At 71.1% G+C, this 20451-nt stretch carries 16 protein-coding genes and 1 pseudogene; 11 read left to right on the forward strand and 6 right to left on the reverse strand.

Annotated elements, in window-relative coordinates:
• The coding region (locus ABZY11_RS32465; protein WP_356482600.1) for an ADP-ribosylglycohydrolase family protein at positions 1 to 878 on the reverse strand (878 nt) is incomplete at its 3' end.
• Positions 861 to 1922, reverse strand: a pseudogene (locus ABZY11_RS32470) (ADP-ribosylglycohydrolase family protein); the annotation flags it as partial. The pseudogene ABZY11_RS32470 and the gene ABZY11_RS32465, both read right to left, overlap by 18 nt.
• A gap of 262 nt (positions 1923 to 2184) precedes the next feature.
• Here ABZY11_RS32470 and ABZY11_RS32475 point away from each other — a divergent pair.
• The 3 genes from ABZY11_RS32475 to ABZY11_RS32485 all read left to right on the forward strand — a co-directional run bounded on the left by ABZY11_RS32475 (position 2185) and on the right by ABZY11_RS32485 (position 9455).
• Entirely contained in the window at positions 2185 to 2919 is a 735-nt protein-coding gene (locus ABZY11_RS32475) for a VIT1/CCC1 transporter family protein (RefSeq protein ID WP_356482586.1), read from the forward strand.
• Positions 2920 to 3355: 436 nt separating this feature from the next.
• Positions 3356 to 7933 carry a glutamate synthase large subunit gene (gltB, locus tag ABZY11_RS32480; RefSeq protein WP_356482587.1) on the forward strand — a complete coding sequence of 1526 codons (4578 nt, stop codon included), beginning with the start codon at positions 3356 to 3358 and terminating at the stop codon, positions 7931 to 7933.
• Complete coding sequence (locus tag ABZY11_RS32485; RefSeq protein ID WP_356482588.1) at positions 7926 to 9455, forward strand: glutamate synthase subunit beta; 1530 nt, start codon at positions 7926 to 7928, stop codon at positions 9453 to 9455. The genes gltB and ABZY11_RS32485 overlap by 8 nt, the downstream gene beginning before the upstream one ends.
• A 125-nt stretch (positions 9456 to 9580) precedes the next feature.
• Here ABZY11_RS32485 and ABZY11_RS32490 read toward each other — a convergent pair whose 3' ends face one another.
• Positions 9581 to 10504: a rhomboid family intramembrane serine protease gene (locus ABZY11_RS32490; protein ID WP_356482589.1), complete on the reverse strand. Its 924-nt coding sequence runs from the start codon at positions 10502 to 10504 to the stop codon at positions 9581 to 9583.
• A gap of 141 nt (positions 10505 to 10645) precedes the next feature.
• Between ABZY11_RS32490 and ABZY11_RS32495 the strand changes: the two genes are divergently transcribed.
• The 3 genes from ABZY11_RS32495 (at position 10646) to ABZY11_RS32505 (ending at position 12561) form a co-directional block, all read left to right on the forward strand.
• Positions 10646 to 11392, forward strand: a complete 747-nt coding sequence (locus tag ABZY11_RS32495; protein ID WP_356482590.1) for a VWA domain-containing protein — start codon at positions 10646 to 10648, stop codon at positions 11390 to 11392.
• Positions 11389 to 11952: a HutD family protein gene (locus ABZY11_RS32500; protein WP_356482591.1), complete on the forward strand. Its 564-nt coding sequence runs from the start codon at positions 11389 to 11391 to the stop codon at positions 11950 to 11952. Before ABZY11_RS32495 ends, ABZY11_RS32500 begins: the two co-directional genes overlap by 4 nt.
• A 102-nt stretch (positions 11953 to 12054) precedes the next feature.
• Positions 12055 to 12561, forward strand: coding sequence for a pyridoxamine 5'-phosphate oxidase family protein (locus ABZY11_RS32505; protein ID WP_356482592.1), 507 nt, complete (start codon positions 12055 to 12057; stop codon positions 12559 to 12561).
• On the opposite strand, the gene ABZY11_RS32510 is transcribed toward ABZY11_RS32505, so the two are convergent.
• From ABZY11_RS32510 to ABZY11_RS32520, 3 genes are read right to left on the reverse strand one after another with little or no spacing between them, the layout of a single operon-like run.
• A complete protein-coding gene (locus ABZY11_RS32510; RefSeq protein ID WP_356482593.1) occupies positions 12541 to 13557 on the reverse strand; it encodes an acyl-CoA dehydrogenase family protein in 1017 nt (338 codons plus the stop codon). The two genes, ABZY11_RS32505 and ABZY11_RS32510, sit on opposite strands and share 21 nt — an antisense overlap.
• Positions 13557 to 14702: an acyl-CoA dehydrogenase family protein gene (locus tag ABZY11_RS32515; RefSeq protein ID WP_356482594.1), complete on the reverse strand. Its 1146-nt coding sequence runs from the start codon at positions 14700 to 14702 to the stop codon at positions 13557 to 13559. Before ABZY11_RS32515 ends, ABZY11_RS32510 begins: the two co-directional genes overlap by 1 nt.
• Positions 14702 to 15592: an enoyl-CoA hydratase gene (locus ABZY11_RS32520; RefSeq protein WP_356482595.1), complete on the reverse strand. Its 891-nt coding sequence runs from the start codon at positions 15590 to 15592 to the stop codon at positions 14702 to 14704. The genes ABZY11_RS32515 and ABZY11_RS32520 overlap by 1 nt, the downstream gene beginning before the upstream one ends.
• Positions 15593 to 15685: 93 nt before the next feature.
• On the opposite strand from ABZY11_RS32520, the gene ABZY11_RS32525 reads away from it, so the two are divergent.
• From ABZY11_RS32525 to ABZY11_RS32545, 5 genes are all read left to right on the forward strand, one after another.
• Positions 15686 to 16468 (forward strand): SDR family oxidoreductase, encoded by a 783-nt coding sequence (locus ABZY11_RS32525; protein ID WP_356482596.1) that lies wholly within the window; start codon positions 15686 to 15688, stop codon positions 16466 to 16468.
• Between the two features lie 55 nt (positions 16469 to 16523).
• Positions 16524 to 17135 (forward strand): TetR/AcrR family transcriptional regulator, encoded by a 612-nt coding sequence (locus ABZY11_RS32530; RefSeq protein ID WP_356482597.1) that lies wholly within the window; start codon positions 16524 to 16526, stop codon positions 17133 to 17135.
• A gap of 31 nt (positions 17136 to 17166) precedes the next feature.
• A complete protein-coding gene (locus ABZY11_RS32535) occupies positions 17167 to 18324 on the forward strand; it encodes an acetyl-CoA C-acetyltransferase (RefSeq protein ID WP_356482598.1) in 1158 nt (385 codons plus the stop codon).
• A gap of 334 nt (positions 18325 to 18658) precedes the next feature.
• Positions 18659 to 18862 (forward strand): cold-shock protein, encoded by a 204-nt coding sequence (locus ABZY11_RS32540; RefSeq protein WP_003969786.1) that lies wholly within the window; start codon positions 18659 to 18661, stop codon positions 18860 to 18862.
• A 207-nt stretch (positions 18863 to 19069) separates the two neighbouring features.
• A partial coding sequence (locus ABZY11_RS32545) for a DEAD/DEAH box helicase (protein WP_356482599.1) occupies positions 19070 to 20451 on the forward strand: 1382 nt, incomplete at its 3' end.

Below are 20451 nucleotides of genomic sequence, written 5' to 3' on the forward strand. Positions count from 1 at the left end.
ACGGCGAGCACGGCGGCCCGTACGCAGGCCGCGTCGTCGAAGTAGTGCGGGTTGTCGTGGCCGGTGGCGGGCGGGCGCAGCCCGGCGGCGAGATTGCCGAGCCCGGCCCGCACCGAGATCCGGGCGCGCAGGGGGAGCACCGCGGATTCGACCTCGGGGGCACGGGCGGCAGCGGCGGCGACCTCGGCGGCCAGGGCGTTCCAGGCGACGTCGATGGCGGCCCGCATCCGGCGTCCGGGGGAGAGCCCGTGCAGCGGACCGGCCGCCGATGTGAGGAGGGTCCCGGCGGCGAAGGCCGCCCATTCGGCGTCGTCGGAGGGCCCGAGCCGCAGTGGTTCGGGCGGCTGGTTGAGCGCGATGGGGACGGGCAGCGTGGTCGTGGCGTTCTGCTCGGCGAAGGTGTCGAGTTCCCGGGTGAGCCGCCGGGTCCACTCGGGCATCCGGGTCGCCCGGTGCCGTGCGGCGGGCCACCCGGCGGCGTCCCCGGCGGCGAGCCCGAGCAGCAGCCCCTCGATCCGCGCCCGGTGCCCGACGGTGGCACGGGTACGGAGACGGGCGGCGGGGGCGGCGGGGGCGGCGGTGGAGGCGGGGGAGATGGGGGAGACGGGGGCGGGGGGGGTGTCGTGCGGGGGTGCGCCGGCGCTCGTACGCGGATCGTTCCGAGTCTCGCCCGCGCCCGCGTCCTCGTGTGCGATGCACCGCGCGCCCGCGCCCGCGCCCGCGCCCGAGCCCGCACCCGCACCCGCGCACTCGCCCTCGTTCTCGCCCGCGCCCGAGTCCTCGTGCGAACGGTCCCGGGGCTGTCCCTCGTCGTCGGTGCCGCCGTCCCGCGTCGTGTCGTCCCCGTGCGCCCCGTCCCCCTCGTCCGGGGTGAGCAACTCCGCGATCTCCAGGACGTGATGACCCCGCATCGTCGGCAGACAGCTGCCCCGGACCGGGCCGATCGCATCCCCCCAGTGCCGCGGAATCGCGGACGCCCCGTGCAGGGCACCGGCCAGGGCCCCCGCCACCGCGGCCGTGGTGTCCGCGTCGCGGCCCATGTTGACCGCCGTCAGCACCGCCGTACGGAAGTCGCCGCGCGCCGCCGCGAACGCCCCGAAGGCCAGGCCCACCGCCTCGGGTGCCAGGTCCGTCCACGGGTAGCCGCCGACCACCACCGCGGAGCGCACCGCGCGCTCCATGGTCAGCCGGTCGGGGTAGGTGCGCTGTGCTGCCGCCACCGCGCGCCGCAGCGAACGCGCCGTCCAGGAGTCCATGGGGACGACCGACAGCGCGGCGGCGATCACCGACGCGACCCCGGCACCCGCCATCGCGGCGGCCACCCCGGCCGCCACCGCCTGGCCGCCGTAGATGCCCTCCCCGTCATGGCTGACCCGCCCGTCCACCGCGACCAGCCGTGCCGCCTCGTCCGGCCGGCCGGCCGCGAAGACACCGAACGGCGCCGCCCGCATCGCCAGGCCGTCGCTCCAGGCGTGCCGGTGCTGGGCGGAGATCGGGGCGGCGAGCCCGCGGCGCAGATTCTCCAGGGTTCCCCGCTCGCTGAACCCGGCACCGCGGAACGGCCCCTCGTCGAGATCGGCGATCCACAGATGCCACGCCCGCTCCACATGGGTGACGGTCAGTGCGGAACCGTGCCGGGCGAGCAGCAGCCCGGAGAAGATCGCGTACTCGGTGTCGTCGGTGCCCGCCGGGTCGTCGCTCACGAAGCCCTCGATCCGGCCCCAGCGGCGCCTGATCTCGGACGGCCGCAGATTCTCCGCCGGTGCGCCCAGCGCGTCCCCGACCGCGAGACCGAGCAGGGAGCCGCGGGCCCGGTCGGCCGGATCCCCCCGGCGTGTCTCGCCCCGGCCCACACCGTCCCGTACCGCCGCTTCCGCGCCGCCGGTCCGCGGCTCTGCCGGATTTCCTGCGATCAACTCCATCGCGTCGACCCTTCGCTCACACCGAGCCAGTTCTCGTCCTCCTCGATCTGTGCCACACGGAGCGCCGACAGAGGCCGACAATCGCAACAAAAGGGCCAGTCGGATGACGCGTCAGAGGCACCAAGGCAGGCCGTACTTACCTGGTCAGGAGGGTGGTAAGTACGGCCTGCCTTGCTGGCGGGGGACGTTTTTCGTGCGTACTTTCGATGGTGTCGAGCGGGGGCGGAGCGAGTGGATTCCGCTGCCGGAGAAGGGGAGAGCCGTGTCCATCATCGAGACCGACGCCGTACTGCACGAGGCACACCGCGACAACCACACCCACCGTGATGTGAACGGCGGCTGGCTGCGACCGGCGGTGTTCGGTGCCATGGACGGGCTGGTCTCCAACCTCGCGCTGATGACCGGCGTCGCGGGTGGTGCCGTCTCCCAGCAGACGATCGTGATCACCGGTCTGGCGGGCCTGGCCGCCGGTGCGTTCTCCATGGCGGCCGGCGAATACACCTCCGTGGCCTCGCAGCGCGAGCTCGTCGAGGCCGAACTCGACGTAGAGCGGCGGGAGTTGCGCAAGCACCCCATGGACGAGGAGCGGGAGCTCGCCGAGCTGTACGAGTCCCGCGGTGTCGAGCCCGCGCTCGCCCGTGAGGTCGCGCGGCAGCTGTCGCGCGACCCGGAGCAGGCCCTGGAGATACACGCCCGCGAGGAGCTGGGCGTCGACCCGGGCGATCTGCCCTCGCCGCTCGTCGCCGCGGTGTCGTCGTTCGGCGCGTTCGCGCTCGGCGCCCTGCTGCCCGTGCTGCCGTATCTGCTCGGTGCGAGCGCGCTGTGGCCGGCCGTGCTGCTCGCGCTGGTCGGGCTGTTCGCCTGCGGCGCGGTGGTGGCCAGGGTGACGGCCCGCAGCTGGCTGTACAGCGGGCTGCGCCAGCTGGTGCTGGGCGGCGCCGCGGCGGCCATCACCTACGGTCTGGGCACGCTGTTCGGCGTGGCCGTCGGGAGCTGACACCTTCGAGGGTCCGGGCGGATCCGGGCAGGTACCGGCAGGCGCACCCGCAGGTGGAGGCGCCTGCCCGTAACGTGTCCGCCACCCGTGTGACGTACGTCTTGGTGACCGTCACTGGGCGGAACGGCCCCCACGGGCTTAAAATGAGTCCCTATGCAGCGCTACACATAAGTAGCCGTTACCCGGCGGTTTCATTTCCTTTGCCGCCGGGCATGACCCGTAGACACCGCAGGCAACGACGCCTGCTCTCTGCGGTCCCCCTCGGGCGCCGATCCTCCGACTGCGACCCACCCCGCCACCTCGGGCGGTGTCCGCATGTTGGAACGAACTATCCGCTTCTTGAGAAGCGCCCCATCATGTAACCTGCACGAAATTTCGCAGAGGGCCAACGTCGTCCCTCGGCACTGCATATGCCACGACGACGACGGGAGAGCCGATGCGTACCGACGCCTGGTCGCCCATGGACGGTCGCCCCGCCCAGCAGGGGATGTACGACCCCCGTAACGAGCACGACGCCTGTGGCGTCGGGTTCGTGGCCACTCTGACCGGTGTGGCCAGCCATGAGCTGGTCGAGCAGGCGCTGACCGTACTGCGCAACCTCGAACACCGCGGTGCCACCGGATCCGAGCCCGACTCCGGCGACGGCGCCGGAATCCTCCTCCAGGTACCGGACGCCTTCCTGCGCGAAGAGGCCGACTTCGACCTCCCCCGGGCCGGCGCCTATGCCGTCGGAATCGCCTTCCTGCCCGCCGACGACTCCACCGAGGCCGTCCGCACGCTGGAGAAGATCTCCGCCGAGGAGGGCCTCAAGGTCCTCGGCTGGCGCCAGGTCCCCGTCACCCCCGACATCCTCGGCAACGGCGCCCGCGCCACCATGCCCGAGTTCCGTCAGCTCTTCGTCGCGGACGGCGAGAGCACCGGCATCGCCCTCGACCGCAAGGCCTTCGTGCTGCGCAAGCGCGCCGAGCGGGAGGCCGGGGTGTACTTCCCCTCGCTCTCCGCCCGCACGATCGTCTACAAGGGCATGCTCACCACCGGGCAGCTGGAGCCGTTCTTCCCGGACCTCTCCGACCGCCGTCTCGCCACCACGGTCGCGCTGGTCCACTCGCGCTTCTCCACGAACACCTTCCCGAGCTGGCCGCTCGCCCACCCGTACCGCTTCGTCGCGCACAACGGCGAGATCAACACGGTCAAGGGCAACCGCAACTGGATGAAGGCCCGCGAGTCCCAGCTCGCGTCGAGCCTCTTCGGTACGGAGCAGCTCGACCGGATCTTCCCCGTCTGCACCCCCGACGCCTCCGACTCCGCCTCCTTCGACGAGGTCCTGGAGCTGCTCCACCTCGGCGGCCGCTCGCTGCCGCACTCGGTGCTGATGATGGTTCCCGAGGCGTGGGAGAACCACGACTCCATGGACCCGGCCCGCCGCGCCTTCTACCAGTACCACTCCACGATGATGGAGCCCTGGGACGGCCCGGCCTGCGTCACCTTCACCGACGGCACCCAGGTCGGCGCGGTCCTGGACCGCAACGGTCTGCGCCCCGGCCGCTACTGGGTCACCGACGACGGCCTCGTCGTGCTCTCCTCCGAGGTCGGTGTCCTGGACATCGACCCCGCGAAGGTCGTCCGCAAGGGCCGTCTCCAGCCCGGGAAGATGTTCCTCGTCGACACGGCCGAGGGCCGCGTCATCGAGGACGACGAGATCAAGGCCGCCCTCGCCGCCGAGCAGCCGTACCAGGAGTGGCTGGAGACCGGCGAGATCGAGCTGGAGGACCTCCCCGAGCGGGAGCACATCGTGCACACGCACGCCTCCGTCACCCGCCGCCAGCAGACCTTCGGCTACACCGAGGAAGAGCTCCGCGTCATCCTCGCGCCGATGGCCCGCACCGCCGGCGAGCCGCTCGGCTCCATGGGTACGGACTCGCCGATCGCCGCGCTGTCCGAGCGCCCCCGGCTGCTCTTCGACTACTTCACCCAGCTGTTCGCGCAGGTCACCAACCCGCCGCTGGACGCCATCCGCGAGGAGCTCGTCACCTCGCTGCGTTCCACGCTCGGCCCGCAGGGCAACCTGCTGGAGCCGACCGCCGCGTCGTGCCGCAGCGTCGCGCTGCCGTTCCCGGTGATCGACAACGACGAGCTGGCCAAGCTGATTCACATCAACGCCGACGGCGACATGCCGGGCATGAAGGCCGCCACGCTCTCCGGCCTCTACCGGGTCGGCGGCGGCGGTGACGCCCTCGCCGCGCGGATCGAGCAGATCTGCGCCGAGGTCGACGCCGCCATAGAGGACGGCGCCCGTCTGGTCGTCCTTTCCGACCGGCACTCCGACGCCGAGCACGCGCCGATCCCGTCGCTGCTGCTCACCTCGTCCGTCCACCACCACCTCATCCGCACCAAGCAGCGCACCCAGGTGGGCCTGCTGGTCGAGGCCGGGGACGTCCGCGAGGTCCACCACGTCGCGCTGCTCATCGGCTACGGTGCCGCCGCGGTCAACCCGTACCTCGCGATGGAGTCCGTCGAGGACCTGGTCCGCGCCGGTACGTTCATCGAGGGCATCGAGCCCGAGAAGGCCATCCGGAACCTGATCTACGCGCTCGGCAAGGGCGTCCTGAAGGTCATGTCCAAGATGGGCATCTCGACGGTCGCCTCCTACCGGGGCGCCCAGGTCTTCGAGGCCGTCGGCCTGGACGAGGACTTCGTCGCGAAGTACTTCAACGGCACCGCCACCAAGATCGGCGGCGCCGGCCTCGACGTCATCGCCAAGGAGGTCGCCGCCCGGCACGCCAAGGGCTACCCCGCCTCCGGCATCTCCGCCTCGCACCGCGCGCTGGAGATCGGCGGCGAGTACCAGTGGCGGCGCGAGGGCGAGCCGCACCTGTTCGACCCGGAGACGGTCTTCCGCCTCCAGCACGCCACGCGCAACAAGCGCTACGACATCTTCAAGAAGTACACGGACCGGGTGAACGAGCAGTCCGAGCGGCTCATGACGCTCCGCGGCCTGTTCGCCCTGAAGACAAATAAGAACGGCAAGTCGGACCGAGAGGCGATCCCGGTCGACGAGGTCGAGTCCGTCTCCGACATCGTCAAGCGCTTCTCCACCGGCGCCATGTCGTACGGCTCGATCTCCCGCGAGGCGCACGAGACCCTCGCCATCGCCATGAACCAGCTGGGCGGCAAGTCCAACACCGGTGAGGGCGGCGAGGACGCCGACCGGCTCTACGACCCGGCGCGCCGCTCGTCCATCAAGCAGGTCGCCTCCGGCCGCTTCGGTGTGACCAGCGAGTACCTGGTCAACGCGGACGACATCCAGATCAAGATGGCGCAGGGCGCCAAGCCCGGCGAGGGCGGCCAGCTGCCCGGCCACAAGGTCTACCCGTGGGTCGCGAAGACCCGGCACTCCACCCCGGGTGTCGGTCTGATCTCGCCGCCGCCGCACCACGACATCTACTCCATCGAGGATCTGGCCCAGCTGATCCACGACCTCAAGAACGCCAACCCGGCGGCCCGCATCCATGTGAAGCTGGTCTCCGAGGTCGGTGTCGGCACGGTCGCCGCCGGTGTCTCCAAGGCGCACGCGGACGTCGTCCTGATCTCCGGCCACGACGGCGGCACCGGCGCCTCCCCGCTGACCTCGCTGAAGCACGCGGGCGGCCCCTGGGAGCTCGGCCTCGCCGAGACCCAGCAGACGCTGCTGCTCAACGGCCTGCGCGACCGCATCGTCGTGCAGACCGACGGCCAGCTGAAGACCGGCCGCGACGTGGTCATCGCCGCGCTGCTGGGCGCCGAGGAGTTCGGTTTCGCGACCGCGCCGCTCGTCGTCTCCGGCTGCGTCATGATGCGCGTCTGTCACCTGGACACCTGCCCGGTCGGCATCGCCACCCAGAACCCGGTCCTGCGGGACCGCTTCTCCGGCAAGGCCGAGTACGTCGTCAACTTCTTCGAGTTCATCGCCCAGGAAGTCCGCGAGATCCTCGCCGAGCTCGGCTTCCGTACGATCGAGGAGGCCGTCGGCCACGCCGAGCTGCTCGACACCGACCGTGCGATCACGCACTGGAAGGCACAGGGCCTCGACCTGAAGCCGCTGTTCCACGTCCCCGAGCTGCCCGAGGGCGCGGTCCGCCACCGGCGGACCGCGCAGGACCACGGTCTGGCCAAGGCCCTCGACAACGAGCTGATCAGGCTCGCCGCCGACGCACTGAACGCGGACAGTGCCGAGGACGCCCAGCCGGTCCGGGCCCAGATCGCGATCCGCAACATCAACCGGACCGTCGGCACCATGCTCGGCCACGAGGTGACGAAGAAGTTCGGCGGCGCCGGTCTGCCGCAGGACACCATCGACATCACCTTCACCGGTTCCGCGGGCCAGTCCTTCGGCGCGTTCGTACCGAGCGGGGTGACGCTGCGCCTGGAGGGCGACGCCAACGACTACGTCGGCAAGGGCCTCTCCGGCGGCCGGGTCGTCGTCCGCCCGGACCGCGGCGCCGACCACCTCGCCGAGTACTCCACCATCGCGGGCAACACCATCGCCTACGGCGCCACCGGCGGCGAGCTGTTCCTGCGCGGCCGCACCGGCGAACGGTTCTGCGTCCGCAACTCCGGCGCGACCGTTGTCTCGGAAGGCGTGGGCGACCACGGCTGCGAGTACATGACCGGCGGCCACGCCGTGGTTCTCGGAGAGACCGGACGCAACTTCGCCGCGGGCATGTCGGGCGGTGTCGCCTACGTCATCGACCTGAACCGCGACAACGTCAACGCCGGCAACCTCGGTGCCATCGAGGCCCCCTCCGACACCGACAAGCAGTGGCTGCACGACGTGGTGCGCCGCCATCAGGAGGAGACCGGATCCACGGTCGCCGAGAAGCTGCTTGCCGAGTGGGACACCGCGGTGGCCCGCTTCAGCAAGATCATCCCGTCCACCTACAAGGCAGTGCTCGCCGCCAAGGACGCCGCTGAGCTCGCCGGTCTCTCCGAGCAGGAGACCACCGAGAAGATGATGGAGGCGGCGACCAATGGCTGACCCCAAGGGCTTCCTGACCACCGGGCGCGAGGTCGCCGAGACCCGCCCCGTGGGCGAGCGCGTCAAGGACTGGAACGAGGTCTACGTTCCGGGCTCGCTGCTCCCGATCATCAGCAAGCAGGCCGGCCGCTGCATGGACTGCGGCATCCCGTTCTGCCACAACGGCTGCCCGCTCGGAAACCTCATCCCCGAGTGGAACGACTACGCCTACCGCGAGGACTGGTCGGCTGCGTCCGAGCGCCTGCACGCCACGAACAACTTCCCGGAGTTCACCGGGCGGCTCTGCCCGGCCCCGTGCGAGTCGGCGTGTGTGCTCGGCATCAACCAGCCGGCCGTCACCATCAAGAACGTCGAGGTCTCGATCATCGACAAGGCGTGGGGCAACGGCGACGTCACCCCGCAGCCGCCCGAGCGGCTCTCCGGCAAGACCGTCGCCGTCATCGGCTCGGGCCCGGCCGGTCTCGCCGCCGCCCAGCAGCTGACCCGGGCCGGCCACACCGTCGCCGTGTACGAGCGCGCGGACCGCATCGGGGGCCTGCTCCGGTACGGCATCCCCGAGTTCAAGATGGAGAAGTCGCACATCAACCGACGCATCGAGCAGATGCGCGCGGAAGGCACCAAGTTCCGCACCGAGACGGAGATCGGCAAGGACATCGACGCCGCCAAGCTCCGCCGCCGGTACGACGCGGTCGTCATCGCCGCGGGTGCCACCGTCTCGCGCGATCTGCCCGTCCCGGGCCGTGAGCTGAACGGCGTGCACTTCGCCATGGAGTACCTGCCGCTGGCCAACAAGGTGCAGGAGGGCGACCTGACGGTCTCCCCGATCACCGCCGAGGGCAAGCACGTCGTCGTCATCGGCGGCGGCGACACCGGCGCCGACTGCGTCGGCACCGCCCACCGCCAGGGCGCGCTCTCCGTCACCCAGCTGGAGATCATGCCCAGGCCGGGCGAGGACCGGAACGCCAACCAGCCCTGGCCGACGTTCCCCATGCTCTACAAGGTCACCTCCGCACACGAGGAGACCACGTACCTGGCGCAGAAGAGGAAGGGAATCGATCCGGACGAGGGACCCTCCTGCCCGAAGGCGGGCGAGGAGGGACGGGTCTACTCCGTCTCCACCACCCACTTCGAGGGCGATGAGGAGGGCAACGTCCAGGCCCTGCACCTGGTCGAGGTGGAGTTCAAGGACGGCAAGCTGGAGCAGAAGCCCGGCACCGAGCGGAGCATCCCCGCACAGCTGGTCACCCTCGCCATGGGCTTCACCGGCACCGACCAGGCCAACGGCCTGGTCCAGCAGTTCGGCCTGGAGCTCGACGAGCGAGGCAATGTCGCGCGCGACGCGGACTACGCCACCAACGTCGACGGAGTCTTCGTCGCCGGTGACGCGGGCCGCGGCCAGTCCCTCATCGTGTGGGCCATCGCCGAGGGCCGCTCCGCGGCACGCGGGGTGGACCGTTTCCTGACCGGAGCCAGCGCCCTGCCGGCCCCGATCCGCCCGACGGACCGTGCACTGATGGTCTGATCACGGCGCACACAGACGTCCCGCACAACGGCGTGCGGAACTGGCCACGGCGCCTGCCCGTCCCCGACCGGACGATTCGGCAGGCGCCGTGGCGCGTCCGGGGCCGGTCGGACCGGCGCCCCGGTTCAGCCCGTCAGCGCGGACGTCTTGAGCACCACCAGCAGCACCAGCACGGCGAACAGCACCACACCCGCGGCGGCCTGGATCGTCGTACGGCGCTTCGCCGGGGCGTAGGCGTACGCGACGGTGACGATGCCGCCCGTCAGGAGCCCGCCCAAGTGGCCCTGCCACGAGGCGAATCCGGCCGAGATCAGCATCCAGATCAGGAACCCGGCCATGAACCGGTTCACTGCCCGCATGTCGCGGCCCAGCCGCCGGTTGATGACGTAGAACGCCGCCCCGAGACCGAAGATCGCACCCGAGGCGCCCACCGTGCCGGTGAACGGCGCGATCAGATAGACCAGGACCGAACCGCCCAGCGCGGACAGCAGATACAGCGCGAGGTAACGGGCCCGGCCCAGCTGCTCCTCCACGACCCGGCCCAGGTTCCACAGCGCGTACATGTTGAAGAGGATGTGCAGCACCCCGAACGGCAGCGAACCGAAGGACGATCCGCCCGGCGGGAGGTGCAGGAAGGTCCCGGTCAGCAGCCGGTACCACTCGCCGCCCACCACACCGATGACATCGAAGCCGGGGAAGTCCCCGGCCTCGTAGACGTACTGGCCCCCGTCCGGGCCGTTCAGCCCCGCACCGAGCATCGCGAACCGGTCGACGATCCCCGGACGGACCAACTCGCCCAGATACGCGGCGATGTTGAGGCCCATCAGCACATACGTGACGAGCGGCACCGCGGTCCGCGACACCGCACCGCCGAACACCGTGCGCGCCTGCCGGACGGAACGCTGTCCCTCCTTCACGCACTCCACGCAGTGGTGGCCGACAGCGGCCTCACGCATGCAGTCGGGGCAGATGAAGCGTTCGCAGCGGGTACAGCTCACATACGTCTCGTAGGACGGATGGCGATAACAGGTGGTGACCGCGGCCTCCACGGCAGGCTCCTTCACGGGTGAGCGGACACGAGCGGCCGGTGGGGACGGCGGCAGAACAAGATAGCGAACCTCGCCCGGCCGAGTCCTGCCCGGGTGGCCTACGCTCGGGGTGCCGACACAGTCGAGGATCGGAGAAACCGCATGGCCGGCCCGTCCGCCGCCGCAACAGGTCCGGCCATCGGCCTTCGCAGGGTCGAGGAGAGCGCGCCCGCGCTGGTCAGCCTCTACAAGAGCGCCGCGGTCTCGCTGACGAAGCACCGCATGAGCGGCGAGCGTGCCGCGGTCTATCTGGTGCTCGACTACTCCGGCTCGATGCGGGAGTACTACAAGGACGGCAGCGTCCAGGCCCTGGCGGACCGGGTGCTGGGGCTCTCGGCCCATCTGGACGACGACGGCCGCGTACCCCTCATCCTCTTCTCCACGGACATCGACGCCGTCACCGACATAGCCCTGGACAACCACCGCGGCCGGGTCGACGCGATCGTGGCGGGCCTCGGACACATGGGGAAGACCAGCTACCACCTGGCCATGGACGCCGTCATCGACCACTACATCGACAGCGGCTCCACCGCCCCCGCGCTCGTCGTCTTCCAGACCGACGGCGGCCCGATCAGCAAGCACGCGGCGGAACGCTATCTCTGCAAGGCGGCGAGACTGCCGCTGTTCTGGCAGTTCATCGGCTTCGGCAACAAGCGGAGCAACCAGTTCGACTTCCTGCGCAAGCTCGACGAACTGGCCGTACCCGCCAAGCGCCCCATCGACAACGCGGGCTTCTTCCACGCCGGACCCGACCCGCGCGAGGTCCCGGACGCCGAGCTGTACGACCGGCTCGTCGCCGAATTCCCGCAGTGGCTGGCCGCGGCCAGGGCCCAGGGGATCGTCAAGTGACGGCGCGGGTGCTGCGGGCGGCCGACCGTACGGCCACGCCCTGGAAGAACGGCGGGGGAGTCACCCGGGAGATCGCGGCGTACCCCGAGGGCGCGCCGCTGGACGCCTTCGACTGGCGGGTCAGCCTCGCCGATGTGTCCGAGGACGGGCCGTTCTCCTCGTTCCCCGGCGTCGACCGCACCCTGACCGTGGTCGAGGGCGCCGGCATGGACCTCATGGTGGGCGGTGAGCACCACATCGTCGACGAGCCGTACTGGCCGCACGACTTCCCCGGTGACCCGGAGACCGACGGCAGACTGCTCGGCGGCCCGGTCGTGAACGTCAATGTGATGTGCCGCAGGGGCCGGACCAGCGCGGCGGTCGCGGTGGTGCGCGGCACCGTCCGGCTGTCGGCGCCCCCGGGCGGGGCGGCCTTGGCCATCGCGCTGGAGGACGGTGCGGTGCTCGACGGCTCGGACACCGAACTCGACCGCTACGACGCGCTGTTGACGCGGGAGGGAACGCCGGTCGTGCTCCGGACCCAGGGCTGGGCCCTGCTGATCACCCTGTCGGACGGCTGACGGGCCCCGGCGGGTGGCGGGAGCCCGGCCTCTGTGCGGCCGATCGGGTGCGGCCGGGAAAAGCAGACAGAAGATGTCGGGATTCCAGGGTTCCATGGACGCATGACATCGAGTTCCTGGGAAGACTTCCGCTCGGCGGAGCCGGCCTTCGCCGACACCATCCGGACCCGCTTCCAGCAGTACAAGCACCACGTCCTGGCGACCTTGCGCAAGGACGGATCGCCCCGCGTGACCGGCCTGGAAGTGGATTTCCGGCTGGGTGAGCCGTTCCTCGGCATGATGCCGAACTCGCGCAAGGCGCTGGACCTGCTGCGCGATCCGCGGTTCGCGGTGCAGGCGAACCCCGGACCGGACGCCGAGATGGCCGACGGGGACGTCCGGATCTCCGGCCGCGCGGTGGAGGTGACCGACCCCGCCGTGCTGGCCCGCTTCATCGAGGAGGTGAAGCCGCCGGAACCCTTCCACCTCTTCCGGGTGGAGCTGACCGAGGTGGTACGCACCGGGCTCGAAGGCGGCGACACCATGGTCATCCAGGCATGGCGTCCCGGCCACCCGCTGCGCACCTTCCGCAGGGGCAACGACGACGGCTCACTGAGCGAGGTCTTCTGACGCGGCCGGCCACTCGGCCAGCACCCGCGCCCGGCACGCCCCCGGCGTCCCCCACGCATCGCGCAGGGGGCGTGCCTTGCGCAGCCACAGCGACAGATCCAGCTCCTGCGTGTAACCCACCGCCCCGTGCAGCTGCAGCGCGGTCCGCGCCGCCGCGTACCCCGCCTCGCCCGCCGCCACCTTGGCCGCCGCCACCGCTGCCCCGGCGTCCGGCGCGTCCCCGGCGAGCGCGAGCGCCGCCCCGTACAGCAGCGGACGGGCGAACTCCAGCCCGATCAGGGTGTCCGCCAGCCGGTGCTTGACCGCCTGGAAGGACCCGATGGCCGAACCGAACTGGGTGCGCTGCTTCACGTAGGCGACCGTGGTCCGCAGCAGCGCCTCGCCCGTGCCGAGCGCCTGGGCGGCTGTCACGAACGCCGCCCACCGGGCGGCCCGCACCGCCGCCCCGCTCACCCGGGCCCCCGACGCGAGCAGCTCCCCGCCCGGCCCGGGGCGCAGCAGCCGACGGGCCGGGTCGGACGACACACTCCGCTCCCCGGGACCCGGCGCGAGCCGCAACTCGTCGCCGGTCACCGTGAACACGGCGTCCACGGCGTCCGCGTCCAGCACGTACGGCCCGTACTCCGCGACCCGCAGCGTCGCCGATGCCGCGCCGGACGCCAGCCGGGGCAGCCACTCCTTGGCCGCCGGGCCGCCCACGTCCGCCAGGAGCATCGCGGCCGCGACCGTCTCCACCACCGGCCCCGGCACCGCATGGCGCCCCAACTCGGTGAAGGCGACCGCGAGTTCGACCGGCAGTGGGCCGACGCCCTCGTAGGCCTCCGGTACCGCGAGGGCGAAGACTCCCGCTCCCGCCAGCCGCGCCCACAGGTCCCTGCCCGGTCCGTGGTTCCCGGCGGCCCAGGCCCGTACCACCGAAGGCGTGTCCGCGGCGGTCAGCATCGCGTCCAGCGAGCGGGCGAACTCCCGCTGCTCGTCGTCGAGGAGGAAACGCATCAGCGCCGTCCCTTCGGCAGGCCGAGCAGCCGCTCGGCGATGATGTCGCGCTGGATCTCGTTCGTGCCGGCGTAGATGGGGCCCGCGAGGGAGAAGACGTAGCCCTCGGCCCACTCGGATTCGGCGAGTTCCGCGTCCGGGCCCAGCAGATCGAGCGCGGTCTCGTGCAGCGCGATGTCGTACTCGGACCAGAACACCTTGTTCAGGCTGGACTCCGCGCCGATGGACCCCCCGGCGGCGAAGCGGGACGCGTTGGCGCCGGTGAAGAGCTGATACGCGCGCGCCCCGATCACCGCGTCCGCCACCCGGTCCCGCATCGCCGTGTCCGACGGGTCGCCCTGGGCGCGCCAGAGCGCGGCCAGCCGGTCGGCCGCGGCCAGGAAGCGGCCGGGGGAGCGGAGCGTCAGCCCCCGCTCGTTGCCCGTTGTCGACATGGCGATACGCCAGCCCTGTCCGGGCTCCCCGATGACGTCCTCGTCCGGTACGAACACCTCGTCCAGGAACAGCTCGGCGAAGGCCGGTTTCCCGTCGATCCGCCCGATGGGCCGGACCGAAACCCCCGGCGCCGACAGGTCGAACATCAGATACGTCAGCCCGTGATGCGGCTTCGCCGCCCCGGGGTCCGTACGGAAGATGCCGAACGCCCGGTCCGCGAAGGCGGCCCGGGAGGACCAGGTCTTCTGCCCCGAGAGCAGCCAGCCGCCGTCCGTGCGCACCGCCCGCGAACGCAGCGACGCCAGGTCCGAGCCCGACTCCGGCTCGGACCACGCCTGCGCCCAGATCACCTCACCGCTCGCCATCGGCGGCAGGACCCGGGCCCGCTGCTCGTCCGTGCCGTGGTCGAAGAGTGTCGGGGCGAGGAGGTTGATGCCGTTCTGCGAGACCCGGCCGGGGCCGCCCGCCGCGTAGTACTCCTCCTCGAAGATCAGCCACCCGAAGATGTCGACGCCCCGGCCGCCGTACCCGGCCGGCCAGGAGACGACCGACCAGCGGTCCGCGTACAGCCTCGCCTCCCACTCCCGGTGCGCCGCGAAGCCCTCGGCGGTCTCCAGCGAAGGCAGCGGCCCGGCGGGCACGTTGGCCCGCAGCCACCGGCGCGCCTCGGCCCGGAACGCCGCCTCCTCGGTCGTGCACGACAGATCCATCAGCCGTCCGCCCTCTTCTTCATCGTGGCGATGTCCATGCCGCCGAGCGGGTCCGCTGCGGTCTCCGCGTTGTGCGCATGGGCGAGGTGGTGCAGTCCGAAGACGGAGTCCATCCCGGTGTGCATTCCCTGGAGGTCCTCGGCCTGATTGACCGCGCGCTTGGTGAGGGCCAGCCCGAGGCGCGGCATCGCGGCGATCCGCAGCGCCAACTCGTCCGTGGCGCCGGTGAGTTCTCCCCGTTCCACCACCTTGTTCACCATGCCGACCTCGTACGCCCGGCGGGCGCTCATCCGCTCGCCGGTGTACAGGAACTCCTTCGCGATCCGGGGCGGCATCACCCACGGGTGTGCGAAGTACTCGACGCCGGGGATGCCCATCCGCACCACCGGATCGGCGAAGAAGGCGTCCTCGCTCGCCACGATCAGGTCGCAGACCCAGGCGAGCATCAGCCCACCGGCCACGCACGCGCCCTGGACGGAGGCGATGACCGGCTTGGGCAGCTCGCGCCACCGCCTGCACATGCCCAGGTAGACCTCCGACTCGCGGGCGAAGCGGCTCTCCGCGCCGGTCTTGTCGGAGTGGTCCCACCACAGGCCGGCCCGGCGCTCGAAGGGCAGATGCGCGTCGCGCTCGGGCGTGCCGATGTCATGGCCCGCCGAGAAGTGCTCCCCGGCCCCCGCCAGCACGGCCACTTTGACCTCGGAGTCCTCGGCGGCGCGGTAGAACGCGTCGTCCAGGGCATAGGTCATGGCCGAGTTCTGGGCGTTGCGGTAGCGCGGGCGGTTCAGCGTGATGTACGCGACCGGGCCGCGGCGCTCGTAGAGCACCGGGCCTTTCCGGTGGCTGTCGGCAGCTGCGTCGTGGCCGGAGGTGTCATGGGCAGAGGGCATCGGCTCATCCTTCCCTAACAAGTGTTTGGTAGGTTAACGTACGGGCACGAGCACCGTCGAGGATCCGCGGGCCGGGACCGAGGAGGCACAGGCGTGAGCGCACCCCAGTACGTATCCGGACACGGGCTGCTGGCCGGCCGCACCGCCGTCGTCACCGCGGCCGCGGGCGCCGGCATCGGCGGCGCCACCGCCCGCAGATTCCTGGAGGAGGGCGCCCGCATCGTCATCGGCGACGCGCACGCCCGCCGGCTGAAGGAGACCGAGCAGGCGTTCGCCGAGGAGTTCGGCGCGGACCGGGTCGCCGCACTGCCCTGCGACGTCACCGACGAGACCCAGGTCCGGGCACTGTTCGCACTGGCCGAACGGACCCACGACGGCCTCGACATCGTCGTCAACAACGCCGGACTCGGCGGCACCGCCGAACTCACCGAGATGACCGACGAACAGTGGACCAAGGTCCTCGACACCACCCTGAACGGCACCTTCCGCTGCACCCGGGCCGCCCTGCGCTCGCTGCGGGCGCAGGGCCGCGGCGGCATCGTCGTCAACAACGCCTCCGTCGTCGGCTGGCGCGCCCAGAGCGGCCAGGCCCACTACGCCGCCGCGAAGGCGGGCGTCATGGCGCTCACCCGGTGCGCCGCGATCGAGGCCGCCGAGTACGGCGTACGCGTCAACGCCGTCGCGCCCAGCCTCGCCATGCACCCGCACCTGGTGAAGGTCACCTCCGCCGAACTCCTCGACGAACTGACCGCGAAGGAGGCCTTCGGCCGGTACGCCGAGCCGTGGGAGGTCGCCAACGTCATCGTCTTCCTCGCCAGCGACTACTCCTCGTACCTGACCGGCGAGGTCGTCTCCGTCAGCAGTCAGCGTGCCTGACCGTGCCACGGCCCGGGACACCTTCGAAGGCGCCTGCCGGGCGGAGAATGGTCGGGTGCCTACCAAGAAGAAGCCCCAGGTGACCCCCTCGCCCGAGCGGCGCCGCGAACTGCTCGCGACCGCGGCCGAGGTCTTCGCCGCCCAGGGATACAACGCCACCACCGTCCGCAAGATCGCGGACGCGGCCGGGATGCTCGCGGGCAGCCTCTACTACCACTTCGATTCCAAGGAATCGATGATCGACGAGATCCTCTCGACCTTCCTCACCGAGCTCTGGGAGGGGTACGACGCGGTGCTCGCCGCCGGACTGGCTCCCAGACAGACCATCGAGGCGCTCGTCACCGAGTCCTTCCGGGAGATCGACCGGCACCGTGCCGCGGTCGCCATCTACCAGAAGGAGTCCAGGCACCTGGCCGCCCAGCCGCGCTTCCAGTACCTCGCCGACTCCCAGCAGAAGTTCGAGAAGGCCTGGCTCGGCACCCTGGAACGCGGCGTCGCCGACCACAGCTTCCGCGCCGACCTCGATATCCGCCTCACCTACCGCTTCGTCCGCGACACCGTCTGGGTCGCGGCGTCCTGGTACCGGCCGGGCGGACTGCACAGCCCCGAGGAGATCGCCCGCCAGTACCTCTCGATGGTCCTGGACGGCATCGCCCTCGACACCTGACCCCACCCGCGCTCACCAAGGAGCAGCAGTCATGGCCGAGGCCTACATAGTCGAAGCGGTACGCACTCCGGTCGGCCGGCGCGGAGGAGGCCTTGGCGCGGTCCACCCCGCCGACCTCGGCGCCCATGTCCTCAAGGCCCTCGTCGAACGGACCGGGATCGATCCGGCGGCCGTCGAGGACGTGGTCTTCGGCTGCCTCGACACCGTCGGACCGCAGGCCGGCGACATCGCCCGCACCTGCTGGCTGGCGGCCGGACTGCCCGAGGAGGTCCCCGGCGTGACCGTCGACCGCCAGTGCGGCTCCTCCCAGCAGGCCCTGCACTTCGCCGCCCAGGGCGTCCTCTCCGGCACCCAGGACCTGGTCGTCGCGGGCGGCACCCAGAGCATGACGCAGATCCCCATCGCCTTCGCCTCCCGCCAGGCCGCCGTACCCCTCGGGCTGACGGACGGCCCGTACGCGGGCAGCGCGGGCTGGCGCGCCCGGTACGGCGACGCACCGGTCAACCAGTTCCACGGCGCCCAGCTGATCGCCGAGAAATGGGGCATCAGCCGCCAGGACATGGAGGAGTTCGCGCTCCGCTCGCACCGGCGCGCGATCCGCGCCATCGACGAGGGCCGCTTCGCCCGCGAGACCGTCGCCCTCGCGGGCGTCACCACCGACGAGGGGCCGCGCCGCGACACCACCCTGGAGAAGATGGCGGGGCTCAAGCCGGTCCTGGACGGCGGCACGATCACCGCCGCGTGCTCCTCGCAGATCTCCGACGGTGCCGCCGCCGTGCTCATCGCCTCCGAGCGGGCCGTGGCCGAGCACGGCCTCACCCCGCGCGCCCGTGTCCACCATCTCTCGGTACGCGGCGAGGACCCGATCCGCATGCTGTCGGCACCGATCCCGGCCACCGCGTACGCGCTCAAGAAAGCCGGAATGACCATCGACGACATGGACCTGGTCGAGATCAACGAGGCATTCGCCCCCGTCGTGCTGGCCTGGCTGAAAGAGACCGGGGCCGATCCCGACCGGGTCAACGTCAACGGCGGCGGGATCGCCCTCGGTCACCCGCTCGGCGCAACGGGAGCGAAATTGATGACGACCCTGCTGCACGAACTGGAGCGCACCGGCGGCCGTTACGGACTCCAGACCATGTGCGAGGGCGGCGGTCAGGCGAACGTGACGATCATCGAACGGCTCTGACCGCGGATCCGGCCCGGGGCGGTCGCCGAGCCGCTCCGACACCGGTTTCGACAACGATTCCGGCGGCGTTCGAGACCGCTCCCGGCCAGATACCGCAAGGGCCCGACAGGAATCCACCGACCGGCGGCGCGGCGTGTTCCCACCGCGGGCCGACGGAACGTGCTACGGTTGCCGAGTTGCAGTTTTGGTACCCATGAACTTTATGTGCGCCTGACGGGAATGCTTCCTCAGGCGCATTATTGTTTTCCGGCTTTCTCCGGATGGGGCTCAATGCGGCGACTTGAAATTCGTAAAGTGCGGATTTCCGGCACTGCACCTCTTTTAGGAGAATGACATGGCTACTGGAACCGTGAAGTGGTTCAACTCGGAAAAGGGCTTCGGCTTCATCGAGCAGGACGGCGGCGGCGCCGACGTCTTCGCCCACTACTCCAACATCGCCACCTCGGGCTTCCGTGAGCTCCAGGAGGGCCAGAAGGTCTCCTTCGACGTCACGCAGGGCCAGAAGGGCCCGCAGGCGGAGAACATCGTCCCGGCCTAATTGCCGGACGCGTACCTCGCAGCCGGGGCCCGCACCGTGAAGGTGCGGGTCCCGGTTTGTGCTGTCCCCGGGACATGGCGAACAAGCGCGCTCGTCCACAGCGCTCCCCGGTAGTCCCGCGCAGTCCCGCGCAGTCCCATGCAGTCCCACGCAGTTCTCAGGAATCCCCAGGACTCCTCAGGAATCCCCCCAGGAGGGCAATTCCGTATGACCCGCTCCGAACGCCAGGACCGACCCGCCCGCAACCGCCCGTCGAGGGGGCGCGGCACGGCCCCGGCAAAGGCAACCGCTAAGGGTTCCGGCAAGGGATCCGGCAAGGCGTCGCCCCGTCGCAGGGCCACGCCGCCGCAGGGCGAATTCGCCCTGCCGGAAACCATGACCCCCGCACTGCCCGCCGTAGAGGCGTTCGCCGAGCTGGACATGCCCGCAGCCCTGCTGAAGACCCTTGCCGCGCAGGGCGTCACCGATCCGTTCCCGATCCAGGGCGCCACCCTGCCGAACTCGCTCGCCGGCCGGGACATCCTCGGCCGCGGCCGCACCGGCTCCGGCAAGACCCTCGCCTTCGGCCTCGCCCTGCTGGCCCGCACCGCCGGACGGCGCGCCGAGCCGCGCGCTCCGCTCGCACTCGTCCTGGTGCCGACCCGCGAGCTCGCCCAGCAGGTCACCGACGCGCTGACGCCGTACGCGACATCCGTGAACCTGCGTCTGGCCACCGTCGTCGGTGGCATGTCGATCTCCAAGCAGTCCGGCACGCTGCGCCGTGGCGCCGAGGTGCTCGTCGCCACGCCCGGACGGCTGAAGGACCTCATCGAGCGCGGCGACTGCCGCCTCGACCAGGTCGCCATCACCGTCCTCGACGAGGCCGACCAGATGGCCGACATGGGCTTCATGCCGCAGGTCGTCGCCCTGCTCAAGCAGGTCGAGCCGGACGGTCAGCGGATGCTGTTCTCCGCGACGCTCGACAAGAACATCGACCGGCTGGTCAAGATGTTCCTGACCGACCCCGTCGTGCACTCCGTCGACCCGTCCGCGGGCGCGGTCACCACGATGGAGCACCATGTGCTGCACGTGGCCGACGAGACCGACAAGAAGGCCGTCGCCACCAGGATCGCTGCCCGCGACGGCCGGGTGATCATGTTCGTGGACACCAAGCGCGCCGCCGACCGGTTCGCCAAGCGGCTGCTAGCCAGCGGCGTACGGGCCGCCGCCCTGCACGGCGGGCGTTCGCAGCCGCAGCGCAACCGGACCCTGGACCAGTTCAAGAACGGCCAGGTCACCGCGCTCGTGGCGACCAACGTGGCGGCCCGCGGCATCCATGTCGACGACCTCGACCTGGTCGTGAACGTGGACCCGCCGACCGACCACAAGGACTACCTCCACCGCGGCGGGCGCACCGCGCGCGCCGGGGAGTCCGGCAGCGTCGTCACCCTGGTGCTGCCCGAGGAGAAACGGGACATGACCCGGCTGATGGCCGACGCGGGCATCGCCCCGACGACCACCCGGATCAAGTCCAGCGACGAGGAGCTCACCCGGATCACCGGGGCCCGCGAGCCGTCCGGTGTCGCGATCGTCATCGAGGTCCCGCAGCC

The organism is Streptomyces sp. NPDC006510 (genome assembly GCF_040611955.1).
Classification (GTDB): Bacteria; Actinomycetota; Actinomycetes; order Streptomycetales; family Streptomycetaceae; genus Streptomyces.

Bases quoted from the DNA above. Each gene is read 5' to 3' on its own strand.
- gltB (WP_356482587.1), top strand. From the start codon at position 3,356: ATGCGTACCGACGCCTGGTCGCCCATGGACGGTCGCCCCGCCCAGCAG.
- ABZY11_RS32485 (WP_356482588.1), top strand. From the start codon at position 7,926: ATGGCTGACCCCAAGGGCTTCCTGACCACCGGGCGCGAGGTCGCCGAG.
- ABZY11_RS32495 (WP_356482590.1), top strand. From the start codon at position 10,646: ATGGCCGGCCCGTCCGCCGCCGCAACAGGTCCGGCCATCGGCCTTCGC.
- ABZY11_RS32505 (WP_356482592.1), top strand. From the start codon at position 12,055: ATGACATCGAGTTCCTGGGAAGACTTCCGCTCGGCGGAGCCGGCCTTC.
- ABZY11_RS32510 (WP_356482593.1), bottom strand. From the start codon at position 13,557: ATGCGTTTCCTCCTCGACGACGAGCAGCGGGAGTTCGCCCGCTCGCTG.
- ABZY11_RS32515 (WP_356482594.1), bottom strand. From the start codon at position 14,702: ATGGATCTGTCGTGCACGACCGAGGAGGCGGCGTTCCGGGCCGAGGCG.
- ABZY11_RS32520 (WP_356482595.1), bottom strand. From the start codon at position 15,592: ATGCCCTCTGCCCATGACACCTCCGGCCACGACGCAGCTGCCGACAGC.
- ABZY11_RS32535 (WP_356482598.1), top strand. From the start codon at position 17,167: ATGGCCGAGGCCTACATAGTCGAAGCGGTACGCACTCCGGTCGGCCGG.
- ABZY11_RS32540 (WP_003969786.1), top strand. From the start codon at position 18,659: ATGGCTACTGGAACCGTGAAGTGGTTCAACTCGGAAAAGGGCTTCGGC.